Genomic DNA, 14,982 nt, shown 5'->3' with positions numbered 1-14,982 from the left:
ATTAACGATGAAAGAACTAATTTACAAATTAAAAGGAGATAAAGGCATTTGGTCATTCGTGGCCCTTTTGGCTATGTTTTCGTTTATGCCTGTTTTTAGTGCGAGTAGTAATTTAGCTTATTTAGGTCACGGAACCGGAAATACATTGGGCTATCTGGTAAAACATTTTGCTCATATATGTATTGGTTTTGTAATTATTTATTGGGTTCATAAAATCCCGTATCATTATTTCAGAGCCATTTCAAAGGCTGGGTTACCTGTAGTTTGGTTGTTGTTAGCCTATACTTTAATAAAAGGAACGGTCATTGCTGGTGCCAATGCCAGTAGGTGGATTCAGGTACCATTCATTGGATTGTCATTTCAAACATCAACGCTTGCAGCCATAATGTTATTCATTTTTGTTGCACGTTATTTGTCCAAAACGAGAGAAACACCTATTACCTTTAAATCCTCTTTATGGGAACTTTGGACGCCAGTATTTATAACATTGATGTTTATTTTGCCTGCGAATTTCTCTACTACAGCATTGATTTTTTCGATGGTAATTATGTTGACTTTTATTGGTAGGTATCCTCTCAAATATATCTTTTTGATTATAGGTTCTGGAATTTTATTTCTAACATTTTTTATTCTAATTGCAAAAGCATTCCCAGATTCCAGATTCTTTAGTAGGGTAGGTACTTGGGGAAGTCGAATTGAAAACTTCACGAGTAACAAAGCAGATGAAGATGATTATCAAATTGAGAAAGCCAAAATTGCTATTGCTTCAGGTCAACTGTATGGTTTAGGACCAGGGAAAAGTGTTCAGAAGAATTTCTTGCCTCAATCTTCTTCCGATTTTATTTATGCAATAATTGTTGAGGAATATGGTCTGGTAGGAGGTTTGGGGGTTCTTGTTTTATATTTACTATTACTATTCCGATTTGTAGTGGCATCACACAAAGCTAATACCCTTTTTGGAAAATTAGTAGTTATAGGTATAGGGTTTCCCATGATTTTTCAAGCGATGATCAATATGGCTGTTGCTGTCGAATTATTGCCAGTGACTGGACAAACGTTGCCCTTAATTAGTAGTGGAGGAAGTTCTATTTGGATGACCTGTTTTGGTCTTGGAATAATTTTGAGTGTGACTAAAAAAGAGGAGGAAATTGCTCAGGAAAAAATAGATAAGCAAAAAAGGGATGAAGCGCTTCAAAAACTAATTGATAGAGAATTGGAAGCTGATACAATTGTTGATATAGAAGAAAGTTTGGAGACCGTTGGTTCTAATAATTATTCTATTACAGACAAGGCTAGAAATCCAATGGATGCAGTTTTAAATAAATAAGTTTTGGTCATTGTTTACCTTAACAAAAATTATTGGAGTTGAATAGTACTTTGAAAAAACATTGATTTTTATAAAAATGGCGGCACATAAATTTATATTAAGCGGAGGAGGCACTGGAGGACATATTTATCCTGCAATTGCTATTGCAAATGAATTAAAATTGCGTTTCCCCGATGCAGAAATTCTATTTGTAGGAGCTCAAGATAAAATGGAAATGCAAAAAGTCCCTCAAGCTGGTTATGCTATAAAAGGACTCTGGATTGCTGGTTTACAAAGAAAATTGACGATTCAAAATGCTATGTTTCCTTTCAAATTAATAAGTAGTTTGTGGGGATCCAGAAAAATTATAAAATCATTCAAACCCGATGTAGTCATTGGAACTGGTGGTTTTGCAAGTGGCCCTCTTTTGAAAATGGCCAATTCTATGAATATTCCAACAGTTATTCAGGAACAGAATTCGTATCCAGGAATAACCAATAAATTATTAAGTAAGAAAGCCAATATCATTTGTGTTGCTTACGATAATTTGGAGCGATTTTTTTCAAAAGATAAAATGATATTGACAGGAAATCCGGTGCGTCAAGATCTAATTGACATTGTAGGGAAAAGAAAAGAAGCAGTTGATTATTTTAAATTGGATTCAAATAAAAAAACTCTTTTGGTTTTGGGAGGCAGTCTTGGTGCCCGAAGAGTAAATCAATTGATCGAAAAAGAATTGGATAAATTCCTCTCGTTAAATGTTCAGGTAATCTGGCAGTGTGGTAAATTTTATTTAGAGGAATATAAAAAATACAATAAATACAATGTTCAAGTCGTTGCTTTTATTGAAAGAATGGATTTAGTGTATGCAGCTGCAGATATTATAATATCACGCGCTGGGGCATCCTCTGTGTCGGAATTATGTATTGTTGGAAAACCAGTGATATTTATTCCTTCGCCAAATGTAGCCGAAGATCATCAAACCAAAAATGCCAAATCCATTGTGGATAAAAAAGGAGCAATCATGCTCAAAGAATCAGAATTAGACTCACAATTTAGTCTTGTTTTTGAAGCATTAATTAAAGATGAAGGGAAGCAATTGCAATTGAGTGAGCAAATTAAGCAATTAGCAATGCCAAAAGCAACAGTGCATATTGTTGATGAAATTGTAAAGTTGATTAAATAATAGCTTTTAAATGTTTAAAGCTTAAAAAATAGTAAAATGAATTTAAATCAAATAAAAAACGTCTATTTCATTGGTATCGGAGGTATCGGAATGAGTGCTTTGGCCCGTTATTTTAAAGGTATCGGCAAGCAAGTCTCAGGCTATGATAAAACACCTTCTATACTTACAAATGAATTGATCGAAAGTGGTATTGATATTCATTTTGAGGATAGTATAGCTCTTATTCCAAAGGATTTTTATGCTGAAAACACTTTGGTAATTATAACGCCGGCTGTTCCGGTAGTCCATTCAGAATGGAATTATTTCTTGGAGCGGGATTATCAGGTAAAAAAGAGAGCCGAAGTTTTAGGAATTATTACAAAAGATACATTTTGTTTTGCTGTGGCAGGTACACATGGCAAAACCACAACCTCTAGTATTTTAGGTCATATCTTGTATGAGAGTGGAGCTGATGTTACTGCTTTTATTGGTGGAATTGTAGAGAATTACGACTCTAATTTGATTGGAAACGGAAAAACAATTACGGTTGTTGAGGCTGATGAATTTGATCGATCCTTCTTGCATTTACATCCTGATATTGCCTGTATTACATCAATGGATGCCGATCATTTGGATATTTATGGAACAAGCGAAGCCATAGAAGCTTCATTTGTAGAATTTGCAAATAAAGTGGAAGACAAAAACAAACTTTTTATAACTAACGAATTACCTTTGGAAGGGGTGATTTGCGCGGTAAATGAAGAGGCTATTTTTGAAGCTTTCAATGTAAGAATAGAAAACAGTAGTTATGTTTTCGATGTTAAAGCCCCAAACGGAATGTTGAAAGATTTACGTTTCGGATTGCCAGGTAAGCATAATTTAATGAATGCTTTAATGGCATTAGCAATGGCAGTAACATACGGCACCCCAACCGATGTTATTGCCAGAGCTTTGGTTTCATTCAAAGGAATTAGAAGACGTTTTTCGTATCAAATAAAAGAAGAGAATCTAGTATATATTGATGATTATGCGCATCATCCTACCGAAATAAATGCCGTACATCAAGCAGTTAGAGAGTTGTATCCAGGTCAAAAGGTTTTAGCCATTTTCCAACCACATTTATTTAGTAGAACGAGAGATTTTGCAGATAATTTTGCAAAAAGTCTGTCGGCATTTGACGAAGTTTTTCTGATGGAAATTTATCCAGCCCGAGAATTGCCAATGGAAGGAATTAACTCAACTTGGCTTATGGATAAAATGACCAATGAGCATAAAAAGATAGTTAGCAAGGAGGATTTAATTCCTGCAATTTTAGCAAATGATGCCCGTGTTATTGTAACGATAGGAGCTGGTGATTTGGGTGAAATGGTACCGTCAATTAAAAAAGCATTATATGAAAGTCTTTAATTGGAATAATATAAGATTATTACTCATGTTTGTTTTGGTGATTTTTCTTTTTTCGTTTACATCAAAACGAAATTCTAAGAGAAAATTGACCAAAGCTACTGTGGTTTTTGTAGGTGAAAACACATTATTTGTAAAGCAAGAAGTGGTTAATAAATTGTTAATAGAAAATAAATCGAATGCTTCAAGTATAGCAAAAGATAAGCTAGATTTGAATAAATTGGAGCAAGTATTAGATGCTCAAGAAATGATCGAGAAAGCGGATGTGTTTGTGAGTATCGATGGTGTTCTAAAAGCAGTTGTGAAACAAAAAACACCTATTGCTAGGGTTTTTAATGACGGGGGCTCCTTCTATATTGACAGTGAGGGAAATACAATGCCATTGTCGACCAATTTTGCAGCTCGAGTTCCACTTGTTTCTGGGGAGATAAACAAGAAAAACAACAAAGATTTATTTAAATTATTTAAGATAATTTATGATGATGCTTTTTTAAGAAAAAACATCATTGGCATACAAATTATGCCCAATGGTAGCTTATTAATGCTGAATAGAAATTATAATTACCAAATCGATTTTGGTAGTTTGATAAATATTGAACATAAATTCAAAAATTATAAAGCTTTTTTTCAAAAGGTAAGTTTGGATAGTTCATTGTATAAATATAAAAAAATAGATCTCAGATTTACGGAACAAGTAGTTTGTACTAAATAATAGATAATGGAAAAAGAAAATATTGCAGTAGGTCTAGATATTGGGACAACAAAAATTGTTGCCATGATAGGCAAAAAGAATGAATACGGTAAACTGGAAATCTTGGGTGTTGGTAAATCCAAAAGCCTTGGTGTTGCCAGAGGTGTCGTAAATAATATTACACAAACCATTCAGTCTATTCAACAAGCGATACTGGAGGCCGAAAATAATTCGGGTTATAAAATAAAGGACGTTGTTGTTGGAATTGCTGGTCAGCATATCAGAAGTATCCAACATAGTGATTATATCAGTAGAAGTAATCCGGAAGAAGTAATCGGTGGAAGCGATATCGATTTATTAATCAATCAGGTTCATAAATTGGCCATGTTGCCAGGAGAAGAGATTATTCATGTATTGCCGCAAGAATTCAAAATTGACGGACAATCGGATATCAAAGAACCGATCGGAATGTATGGTGGAAGACTCGAAAGCAGTTTTCATGTTGTTGTCGGACAAGCTTCATCTATCAGAAATGTGGGTAGATGTATTCAAAGTTCAGGTATTGAATTATCGGGATTAACATTAGAACCATTGGCTTCTTCAGATGCTGTTTTAAGTCAGGAAGAAAAAGAAGCTGGTGTTGCTCTTATAGATATTGGAGGAGGAACAACCGATTTGGCCATTTTTAAGGATGGAATTATTCGTCATACTGCAGTAATTCCTTTTGGAGGAAATGTTATTACAGATGATATAAAAGAAGGATGTTCTATAATTGAAAAACAAGCTGAATTGCTGAAAGTGAAATTTGGTTCTGCTTGGCCAGGAGAAAATAAAGACAATGAGATTGTTTCTATACCGGGATTAAGAGGAAGAGAACCTAAAGAGATTTCGTTAAAAAATCTTTCAAAAATAATTAATGCGAGAGTTGTTGAAATTATTGAACAAGTTTTTACAGAGGTAAGGGCCTATGGTCATGAAGATCCTCGAAAAAAATTAATCGCTGGAATTGTACTTACAGGTGGTGGTGCCCAATTGAAGCACATCAAACAATTAGTAGAATACATTACTGGAATGGATACTCGAATTGGTTATCCAAATGAGCATTTGGCTGGTAATTCAGATGAGGAAATATCAAGTCCATTGTATGCTACAGCTGTAGGATTGGTTATGAACAGTATTCAAAATAATACTCAAAGTGCAATAAAAATGCAAGCTACAGTTGTTCCTGAAAAAGTTACTTATTTTAGAGAACCAGTAGTTGAAACAAAAGTTGAAATAAAAGAAAATGTTTATGTAGAACCTGAAAAAGTGTTTCAAGAAGAAACGGTTAAAGAAGAGTCTACAGAAAATAAAATAAGAAGATCCTTTTTTGATAAATATGTGGATAAGATTAAAGATTTTTTGGATAACGCAGAATAATTAAAATAAGAATATAATAAATTGTCGGATCTCCTTTTTGCCCCAAGCCAAGAGTAGTTAATGATAAAGTTAATAAAAAATTAAAACCCCATATGATGCCAAGCAATTCAGAATTTGGAAGTATTTCATTTGATTTACCAAAAAATCAATCAAATGTAATCAAAGTAATTGGAGTAGGTGGAGGCGGTAGTAACGCCATAAATCACATGTTTAAACAAGGGATTAAAGGCGTTGATTTCATCGTCTGTAATACCGATTCACAAGCACTTGATAATAGTGCTGTGCCCAACAAAATTCAATTAGGCGTAAATTTAACAGAAGGACTTGGGGCTGGAGCAAATCCAGATGTAGGTCACCAATCTGCTATTGAAAGCATTGCCGAGATTGAAAAAATGCTCGATCGCAATACCAAAATGGTTTTTATTACTGCCGGAATGGGAGGAGGAACAGGTACAGGTGCTGCGCCAGTTATTGCTCAATTGGCCAAAGAAAGAGATATTCTAACGGTTGGAATCGTAACTTTGCCATTCTTGTTTGAAGGGAAAGTACGTCAAGAGCAAGCGCTTATCGGAATCGAAAAATTGCGCAAGCAAGTAGATTCATTAATCGTAATTAACAATAATAAATTAAGAGAAGTGTATGGAAATCTAGGATTTAAAGCTGGATTTTCAAAAGCAGATGAAGTTTTGGCAACAGCCTCAAGAGGAATTGCCGAAGTAATAACACATCACTATACTCAAAATATCGATTTACGAGATGCCAAAACGGTATTGTATAATAGCGGAACTGCTATTATGGGATCTTCTGTATCTTCTGGCGAAAACAGAGCCAAAGAAGGGATTATTGCTGCATTGGACTCTCCGCTTTTAAATGATAATAAAATTACGGGTGCCAAAAACGTATTGTTGCTTATAGTTTCGGGTTCTAATGAAATCACAATTGATGAAATTGCTGAAATCAATGAGCACATTCAGTCTGAAGCCGGTTCAAATGCTAACATCATCATGGGAGTTGGTGAAGACGAAACTCTGGGTGATGCTGTTGGAATTACCATCATCGCTACTGGTTTTGATGTAGAACAACAAAATGAAATTGTAAATGTTGAGCCTAAAAAAATCATCCACACATTAGGAGAAGACCAAAAAAATGTGTTTGATTTGTCTAAAAATACCGTTGCTGGTTTTAATCTAAATATTGAAGCGCCAATAACCAATAATACCGAAAGAATCGTTTTCGATTTAATCGAAGATATAGCCATTCCAGAACCAGTGATTTCTTCTATAAACGAAGATGAATTAATAGGAATGTCTGAATTTATTAAAAATCTAGACGTAACATTCGAAATTGTTTCTCCAATGAAAGAGATTGATTTTGTGGTTACAAATCCAGTAATTCAGCAAGTTAGAGAAGTGCAGTCAGAGCCAATTCGTTTTGAAGAAAAACAAGAGCAAACCACATTCTCTTTCGACTTGCCTTTGCAAAAAGCGACACCAGCTCATGCAGTAGAAGAACCGAATTTTTTGTTTGAATTGACAAACGAAACCAAAGAAATTAAAGTAGTGCAACCCGTTCAGTTTGTCCCTGTGACAGAATTGTCTGAGAATGGAATAATCAAATATTCTCTGGAAGAATATATGGAAGCCGAAGGTGATTTATTGGAGTGTAAGCCTGCTGCCAAAGCTACAGAGGAAGTGGTTTCTGCAGAAATGAACATCACAATGAAGCAAGTTACAGAACCGGTTATTGAAACTCCAGTTCTGGCAAACAATTCTCCGATTGATATGACAATAGAAGAAACCTTGCGTTTTAGAGCCGAAGAAAGAAGAAGAAAACTAAAAGATTTCAATTATAAATTTCATGACAGTATTTCAAAAGTCGATGAATTAGAAAGAGAGCCTGCTTACAAAAGGTTTGGTATCGATCTAAACAGTTCACAAGCCAATAATTCAAATTCAAGAATATCTGTTGGGACAGACAGTAACAATGATTTGCAATTGCGTTCTAACAATTCGTATTTACATGACAATGTAGATTAACTAACTCAAAACAGTTTGAGATAACCCGAAAATTCAATTTTATTTTCGGGTTATTTTTTTGTAATGAATGCTTTATAACGTAGTTGTTAATGCGAGTAAAATTTTCTAAATTTGTCGAGCCTAATCCAGCTGTACATTTCAAGCTTTTTGTTGCAACTCTTTTTTTCTAAGAACAAGAAAAAGCTTCTTTTAGTCGCTTTTCCAGTTCAAGAAAAAATAGAGTTCCTCCCAAAAAGGCTTTTCATTTCCATCTGGGGCAGTTTTTAAAGCATTCAGTCTGCAGTATTCGGTCTGCAGTTAGAACCGTAAATCAAGAATTTAAAAATATAAAATATATTATGAGTTTATCAATACAAATCATGGACGACATCAAAACCGCCATGAGAGCCAAAGATACAGTAGCATTAGAAGCATTAAGAGCTATCAAATCTGAGATTTTATTAGCGCAGACAGCTTCAGGGTCTAAAGAAGAAATTTCTGCTGATGATGAAGTAAAATTGCTTCAAAAATTGGTTAAAACCCGCAAGGAAAGTGCTAGAATTTTTACCGAACAAAATCGTTTGGATTTGGCCGAACCAGAATTGGCTCAAATAGCCGTAATCGAAAAATTCTTGCCGGCACAATTAAGCGAAGCTGAAGTGGAAGCAATTATTGCAAAGATCATAGCTGAAACAGGAGCGTCAGGAATTGCATCTATGGGTAAAGTAATGGGATTGGCATCAGCTCAACTTGGCGGAACTGCCGAAGGAAAAACGATTTCTACCATCGTTAAGAAATTATTGACTTAAATTATATAGATTTCTGATTTTAAAATCTAAGTTGTAAAATCAGAAATTTAAACCGACTGCGTAGTTCAACTGGATAGAATATCAGATTTCGACTCTGAGGGTTGCAGGTTCGAACCCTGCCGTGGTCACAAATACAAGCAAAATTGTAATTATTTACAGTTTTGCTTTTTATTTTAATAACCAAAACTGACTTAAAATATTTATGGAGAACATTGCTATTGTCTTTACTTGTATTGTTTTTCTCCTGGTTGTTGGTCTCTTCATTCGTATAATTTTTAAGTTTCTGGAATATTGTTTTGTTTTACTTTTTGAAAGACCATTTTTTGTCCATTTTTGCCCCTTTCCAAAACCATTAAGTTCAGATGCAATAGATTTTCTAAATAACGAATTTGCATTTTATACCAATTTGTCAGATAAAAAAAAGATTTATTTTCAACATCGCATTGCTCGTTTTATCGATGAGTATGAGTTTGTAAGCCGAAATAATTTTATAATTACCGAAGAGGTAAAAGTGCATGTTGCTGCAACGATTACTATGTTGTCTTTCGGTATGCGAAAGTATCTTTGCAACGTTTTTGATAAAATTATTATTTACCCGTCAGTTTATTATTCGAATATTTCAAAGCAATATCATAAAGGAGAATTTAATCCGATGGCAAAAGCAGTAGTTTTTTCTTGGGAAGATTTCCTGAAGGGGTATGATGTGACCAACGATAATCTAAATCTTGGAATACATGAATTTGCACATGTATTGCATCATCAGGGATTGCAAAGTAATGATACCAGTGCGACTTTGTTTTCCAGAATGTATAATGAAATAAATGACGAAGTAAGTGTGCCTAAGGTGCGAGAACAGTTAATACAATCCAACTATTTTAGAATTTACGCTTTTACGAATCAGTTTGAATTTCTTGCGGTAATACTGGAAAATTTTTTTGAAACCCCACAGGAATTCAAAAAACAATTTCCTAATCTTTATTATAAAGTGAGTTTGATGTTAAACCAACGGTATTAATTTAACTCATTTTCAACAGCTTTTGCAACCTATAAAAAGTTGTTAATTCTTAGGCTGACATCTTGTCATATTTGCTCTATTTGCATTATCTTTGCGCTTTGAAAATACCCAATGGAAAAGATAATTGAAGAGAGCAAACAAGGAAATAGCCTTGTTCTGGAGCATAAACCAGAAAATACCAAAAAACTTTTTATAGAAAGTTACGGATGTGCTATGAATTTTTCGGACAGCGAAATTGTGGCTTCTATTTTGTCTGATGGCGGTTACAATACCACTTCGGTTTTGGAAGAAGCCGATTTGGTTTTGGTAAACACCTGTTCCATTCGCAACAAAGCTGAACAAACGATACGTAAACGTCTGGAGAAATACAACGCTGTAAAACGCATTAATCCAAAAATGAAAGTAGGCGTTCTGGGCTGTATGGCTGAGCGTTTGAAAAGTCAGTTCCTGGAAGAAGAAAAAATTGTAGACCTTGTTGTGGGTCCCGATGCATACAAAGATTTGCCCAATTTGTTGAGTGAAGTCGAAGAAGGCCGTGATGCCATCAACGTGATTTTGTCGAAAGACGAAACTTATGGAGATATATCTCCCGTGCGATTAATGAGTAACGGAATTACAGCACTCGTTTCTATCACTCGTGGTTGCGACAATATGTGCACGTTTTGCGTGGTGCCTTTTACCCGCGGGCGTGAGCGCAGTCGTGAACCACAAAGTATCATGAACGAAATTCAGGATTTGTGGAGCAAAGGTTTTAAGGAAATTACTCTTCTAGGTCAGAACGTAGATAGTTATTTGTGGTACGGTGGTGGTTTGAAAAAGGATTTTGCCGATGCAAGTGAAATGCAAAAAGCAACAGCAGTAGATTTTGATCAATTACTGGAAATGGTAGCGGTTGGTTTTCCAAAGATGCGTATTCGTTTTTCAACTTCGAATCCGCAGGATATGCACGAAAGTATTTTGCATGTGATTGCCAAATACCCAAACATTTGCAAACACATTCACTTACCAGTACAATCGGGCAGCAATCGCATTTTGAAGGAAATGAATCGTTTGCATACTCGTGAAGAATATATGACTTTGATTGATAAAATTCGTTGTATTATTCCTGACGGAGCCATCTCACAAGATATGATTTCTGGATTTCCGACAGAAACAGAAGAGGATCATAAAGACACTTTGAGTTTGATGGAATATGTAAAATATAATTTTGGTTATATGTACAGCTATTCTGAACGTCCAGGAACTTTGGCTGGAAGAAAAATGGAAGATGATGTTCCAGAAACTACCAAAGCAAGAAGATTGCAAGAGATTGTCGATTTACAACAAAAACATGCTTGGTTGCGCTCTGAGGAATTCATTGGAAAAATAGTAGAAGTTTTGGTAGAGAAAGTTTCCAAGAAATCGACTGAAGAGTTTTCGGGAAGAAATTCACAGAGCATTACGGTAGTTTTTCCAAAGGAGAATTATAAAATTGGAGATTTTGTAAATGTGAGAATTAATTCTTGTACCTCGGGAACTCTCAAAGGAGAAGCGATTGGTTACTCAGACATGAATTAAATTTTAGCCACAAATTACACTAATTTCCACAAATTATGGAGTATTACAAACAAGAAGAAAATTATACAATTGTAGGTATTTGTATGGAAGTTCATCGGGTTTTAGGACCTGGCTTATTAGAAATAGTTTATAAAGATGCATTAGAAATAGAGTTCAAGAATAACAACATTCCTTTTGAACGAGAAAAAGAATTTTCTATTGAATATAAAGGAAATATTCTTCCTCATAAATTTTATGCCGATTTTATTGTTTATGATGAAATAATTTTAGAAATCAAATCTGTTAAAGAAATTAGTAATGAACATATTGCTCAAGCTCTAAATTATATTAAGCTTGCAGATTCCCAAATTGGAATTATCGCTAATTTTCAAAACAAATCTTTGACTCATAAACGATTGATAATCTAGAGAGTAATTTGTGGAAATTAGTGTAATTTGTGGCGAAAGAATATTAATCAATAATAAAAAGTATTTCAAAAAAATAAAATCATTGTTATGTCGAAAAAAAATATACTTATCGCTTTAATTACTTTTATTATTGCTTTTGGAACAACTTCTATCTAATTAGAACTTATTTTCCAAAACACAAAGTAGAAAAAATAGCTGTCCAAAAAGAGACGCTGACAAAGCCATAATAACAGAATATTTTTATTTCAATAGATATATTAAGTTGGAAAGTTTAGATTTAAAGGTTGCTGTGCAACTTGGGACCTTAAACTAAAAAAAAATAAAAAAGTAAATGGATACAGTACAATCAATAAAACAGCGTTTTGAGATTATTGGAAATGATCCAAAGCTCAATCGTGCCATAGAAAAAGCCATTCAGGTTGCGCCAACCGATATTTCGGTTTTGGTTGCAGGAGAAAGTGGTGTGGGAAAAGAAAATATACCTAGAATTATACATGCTCTTTCGCACAGGAAACACGGAAAATATATTGCTGTAAACTGCGGAGCCATTCCTGAAGGAACAATAGACAGCGAGCTTTTTGGTCATGAAAAGGGAGCTTTTACAGGGGCAACCAGTACCCGTGAAGGCTATTTTGAAGTGGCTGACGGCGGAACCATTTTTCTGGACGAAGTTGGAGAATTACCGCTAACGACTCAGGTTCGTTTGTTACGTGTTCTGGAAAATGGCGAATTTATAAAAGTAGGTTCTTCTCAGGTACAAAAAACAAACGTTCGAATTGTAGCCGCAACCAATGTCAATTTGTTTAAAGCAATTGAGAAAGGAAAATTCAGAGAAGATTTGTATTATCGTTTGAGTACGGTTGATATTACTTTGCCACCACTTCGCGATCGAAAGGAAGATATTCATTTGTTGTTTAGAAAGTTTGTAGCCGATTTCGCCAACAAATATAAAATGCCTCCTTTAAAATTGGACGAAAGTGCTATTTTATTATTGCAAAAATTTCGTTGGAGCGGAAACATCAGACAATTGCGAAATGTAGCCGAACAAATTTCGGTTTTAGAAACCAACAGAGATATTACTGCTGCAACTTTGCAAACCTACTTGCCAACAGAAGGAAGTAACTTGCCATCAGTTATTAAGGATACCAAAAACGACAGTGATTTTAATACAGAAAGAGAAATTTTGTACAAAGTGCTGTTTGATATGAAAAGCGATTTGCATGATTTAAAAAAATTGACATTAGAATTAATGCAAAATGGCAGTTCCAAAGTGCAGGAAACCAACAAAACGCTCATCAAAAAAATATACGGTTCTAAAGAAAATGATAGCGAAATTGATTTTGAGGAAGATCCGGGAACATCGCTGATCACAACTCAAAATATGGAGCAGGATTACGAAGAACAAGACAACAATTATCTTCTTGCCGAAACTATAGAAGAGGAAGAGATATTGCGTTTGGAGCAAAGAGAAATAGAAATGATTAAAAAATCATTGGAAAAAAACAAAGGAAAGCGCAAAGCTGCGGCTGACGAATTGGGAATTTCAGAACGTACTTTGTATCGAAAAATAAAACAATTTGATTTATAAAAATAAAACACAAAATTCCAAAAATGAAATTCCAAATTCCAAATTTGAAAATTCATATATTTGAAAAATTTATGATTGGAATTTACAAGCATCTTATGAAAAACACATATCTTTTTTTAATAACAACGTTACTGTTCTCAATGTCGGGTTGTTCTGTGTACAACTTTACAGGAACAGGTAAGATAGATGCAAAAACCTATCAGGTCAATTTTTTTCAGAATAATGCTGATTTGGTTGAGCCAGGTATTGACAGAACTTTTACATTGGAATTGCAGGATTTAATTCAAAATCAAACTAATTTAAATTTAGTTAAAAACGGAGGAGACCTGACCTACGAGGGAGAGATAGTAGATTACCGCATAAGCCCAATGACGGCAACGGCAGATCAACAAGCTTCACAAAACCGTTTGAAAATTAGAATCAATTGCAGATTTACGAATAAAAATAAAGAAGCGGATGATTTTGAAAAAGTATTCGAATTTTATTATGATTATCCAGCCGCGCAACAATTAGACGGTGCAACAAAAGAAGCAGCATTCAAAGAAATTTTTGAAAGAATTACGCAGGATATATTTAATGATTCATTGGCAAAATGGTAGTCCAAGCACTGAACAACTAAAAACTCAAAACCGAATACAACAAAAAAATGAACGTTAGCAGCTATAATTATTTATTAAACCAGCCTGAGGAAATCAATGAAATGCAAACAGTGGCTTTGGAAAAAGTCTTGGATGAATTTCCTTTTTTTCAAAGCGCAAGAGCATTGCGTCTTAAGGGACTTTATAATCAAAATAGCTATAAATATAATTTTGCCTTAAAAGTTGCTGCAGCTCACACTACTGACAGAAGTGTTTTATTTGATTTTATAACATCTGAATCTTTTATTGCAATTCAAAAAAAGGCATACGATAAAAAAACACAAGAACTTCTTAATATTACAGTTGTAGACAGTCAAGTGGTCGTTAAAGACGAACCCATTGTAGTTACTGCAAGCGCATTGGAACAGTCAATTTTAACTTCAATAAAAGAGTCTTCGGCAGTAATTGTACCGGAGAAAGTTTCGATTCCAATTGAAATAAAGTCGATAGAAAAATCGTTAGAGCAATCGATTCTGTCTTCAAATAATGAACAACCTTTGTCTTCAGTTGAAGAAAATACTGAAATAGCCGAAAAAAAATTAGAAATTGGTGCGCCCATCGATTTCTCCAAAGACGAAACACATTCTTTTCAGCAATGGCTACAAATTTCCAGAATTCAACCGATAGTAAGAGAAAATCTAAACGAAAACAACAGTATGGCAAAAGAACCTATCATTGACGAGGACAAAAAGAAAAAGGCAGAGTTAATCGATAAATTTATTGAAACAAGTCCTAAAATTCCGCCTATAAAGCCTGGAGTTGTTTTCACTCCTAATCTGGATCTCAATAAAGAGGATAATTCGTATTTAATGACAGAGACTTTGGCCAAAGTATATTTGGAACAAAAAAAATATCAAAAAGCGATACAAGCTTATGAAATATTAATTTTGAAATATCCAGAAAAAAGTAGTTTCTTTGCAGACCGTATCAAGGATATTAAAATAGTACAACAAAATAACAATTAATAA

General features: G+C 34.2%; 13 protein-coding genes and 1 tRNA gene. All 14 read left to right on the top strand.

The genetic code is table 11. The features are described 5' to 3' along the window. Positions 1-7: 7 nt before the first annotated feature. Positions 8-1,327 carry an FtsW/RodA/SpoVE family cell cycle protein gene (locus OLM57_RS01300; protein ID WP_264565436.1) on the top strand — a complete coding sequence of 440 codons (1,320 nt, stop codon included), beginning with the start codon at positions 8-10 and terminating at the stop codon, positions 1,325-1,327. 76 nt (positions 1,328-1,403) lie between these two features. Then, positions 1,404-2,492: an undecaprenyldiphospho-muramoylpentapeptide beta-N-acetylglucosaminyltransferase gene (gene murG, locus OLM57_RS01295; RefSeq protein WP_264565435.1), complete on the top strand. Its 1,089-nt coding sequence runs from the start codon at positions 1,404-1,406 to the stop codon at positions 2,490-2,492. A 36-nt stretch (positions 2,493-2,528) separates the two neighbouring features. Continuing rightward, the gene (murC, locus tag OLM57_RS01290; RefSeq protein WP_264565434.1) at positions 2,529-3,878 is read left to right on the top strand and encodes a UDP-N-acetylmuramate--L-alanine ligase; all 1,350 of its coding nucleotides are present in this window, start codon (positions 2,529-2,531) and stop codon (positions 3,876-3,878) included. Next, positions 3,865-4,587 carry a cell division protein FtsQ/DivIB gene (locus tag OLM57_RS01285; protein ID WP_264565433.1) on the top strand — a complete coding sequence of 241 codons (723 nt, stop codon included), beginning with the start codon at positions 3,865-3,867 and terminating at the stop codon, positions 4,585-4,587. Before murC ends, OLM57_RS01285 begins: the two co-directional genes overlap by 14 nt. A 6-nt stretch (positions 4,588-4,593) precedes the next feature. After that, the gene (gene ftsA / locus OLM57_RS01280) at positions 4,594-5,985 is read left to right on the top strand and encodes a cell division protein FtsA (protein WP_264565432.1); all 1,392 of its coding nucleotides are present in this window, start codon (positions 4,594-4,596) and stop codon (positions 5,983-5,985) included. A gap of 95 nt (positions 5,986-6,080) precedes the next feature. Next, complete coding sequence (gene ftsZ, locus OLM57_RS01275; protein WP_264566935.1) at positions 6,081-8,021, top strand: cell division protein FtsZ; 1,941 nt, start codon at positions 6,081-6,083, stop codon at positions 8,019-8,021. A gap of 338 nt (positions 8,022-8,359) precedes the next feature. After that, positions 8,360-8,809, top strand: coding sequence for a GatB/YqeY domain-containing protein (locus OLM57_RS01270; protein WP_264565431.1), 450 nt, complete (start codon positions 8,360-8,362; stop codon positions 8,807-8,809). A gap of 54 nt (positions 8,810-8,863) precedes the next feature. Beyond that, positions 8,864-8,937: transfer RNA gene (locus OLM57_RS01265), tRNA-Arg, on the top strand. Positions 8,938-9,011: 74 nt separating this feature from the next. Beyond that, on the top strand, positions 9,012-9,824 hold the full coding sequence (locus OLM57_RS01260; RefSeq protein WP_264565430.1) for a zinc-dependent peptidase: 813 nt from the start codon (positions 9,012-9,014) through the stop codon (positions 9,822-9,824). 111 nt (positions 9,825-9,935) lie between these two features. Next, positions 9,936-11,381 carry a tRNA (N6-isopentenyl adenosine(37)-C2)-methylthiotransferase MiaB gene (miaB, locus tag OLM57_RS01255; RefSeq protein ID WP_264565429.1) on the top strand — a complete coding sequence of 482 codons (1,446 nt, stop codon included), beginning with the start codon at positions 9,936-9,938 and terminating at the stop codon, positions 11,379-11,381. Between the two features lie 35 nt (positions 11,382-11,416). Then, the gene (locus tag OLM57_RS01250; protein WP_264565428.1) at positions 11,417-11,788 is read left to right on the top strand and encodes a GxxExxY protein; all 372 of its coding nucleotides are present in this window, start codon (positions 11,417-11,419) and stop codon (positions 11,786-11,788) included. Between the two features lie 331 nt (positions 11,789-12,119). Then, a complete protein-coding gene (locus OLM57_RS01245) occupies positions 12,120-13,376 on the top strand; it encodes a sigma-54 interaction domain-containing protein (protein ID WP_264565427.1) in 1,257 nt (418 codons plus the stop codon). Between the two features lie 95 nt (positions 13,377-13,471). After that, a complete protein-coding gene (locus tag OLM57_RS01240; protein ID WP_264565426.1) occupies positions 13,472-13,975 on the top strand; it encodes an LptE family protein in 504 nt (167 codons plus the stop codon). Between the two features lie 47 nt (positions 13,976-14,022). Beyond that, positions 14,023-14,979: a tetratricopeptide repeat protein gene (locus OLM57_RS01235; RefSeq protein ID WP_264565425.1), complete on the top strand. Its 957-nt coding sequence runs from the start codon at positions 14,023-14,025 to the stop codon at positions 14,977-14,979. Positions 14,980-14,982 lie beyond the last annotated feature (3 nt).

It is taken from the genome of Flavobacterium sp. N3904 (genome assembly GCF_025947305.1).
GTDB lineage: Bacteria > Bacteroidota > Bacteroidia > Flavobacteriales > Flavobacteriaceae > Flavobacterium.
This window is presented reverse-complemented; position numbering and strand designations above follow the sequence as displayed.

Coding starts and splice junctions, on each gene's coding strand:
- OLM57_RS01300 (WP_264565436.1), top strand. CDS start 8: ATGAAAGAACTAATTTACAAATTAAAAGGAGATAAAGGCATTTGGTCA.
- murG (WP_264565435.1), top strand. CDS start 1,404: ATGGCGGCACATAAATTTATATTAAGCGGAGGAGGCACTGGAGGACAT.
- murC (WP_264565434.1), top strand. CDS start 2,529: ATGAATTTAAATCAAATAAAAAACGTCTATTTCATTGGTATCGGAGGT.
- OLM57_RS01285 (WP_264565433.1), top strand. CDS start 3,865: ATGAAAGTCTTTAATTGGAATAATATAAGATTATTACTCATGTTTGTT.
- ftsA (WP_264565432.1), top strand. CDS start 4,594: ATGGAAAAAGAAAATATTGCAGTAGGTCTAGATATTGGGACAACAAAA.
- ftsZ (WP_264566935.1), top strand. CDS start 6,081: ATGCCAAGCAATTCAGAATTTGGAAGTATTTCATTTGATTTACCAAAA.
- OLM57_RS01270 (WP_264565431.1), top strand. CDS start 8,360: ATGAGTTTATCAATACAAATCATGGACGACATCAAAACCGCCATGAGA.
- OLM57_RS01260 (WP_264565430.1), top strand. CDS start 9,012: ATGGAGAACATTGCTATTGTCTTTACTTGTATTGTTTTTCTCCTGGTT.
- miaB (WP_264565429.1), top strand. CDS start 9,936: ATGGAAAAGATAATTGAAGAGAGCAAACAAGGAAATAGCCTTGTTCTG.
- OLM57_RS01250 (WP_264565428.1), top strand. CDS start 11,417: ATGGAGTATTACAAACAAGAAGAAAATTATACAATTGTAGGTATTTGT.
- OLM57_RS01245 (WP_264565427.1), top strand. CDS start 12,120: ATGGATACAGTACAATCAATAAAACAGCGTTTTGAGATTATTGGAAAT.
- OLM57_RS01240 (WP_264565426.1), top strand. CDS start 13,472: ATGAAAAACACATATCTTTTTTTAATAACAACGTTACTGTTCTCAATG.
- OLM57_RS01235 (WP_264565425.1), top strand. CDS start 14,023: ATGAACGTTAGCAGCTATAATTATTTATTAAACCAGCCTGAGGAAATC.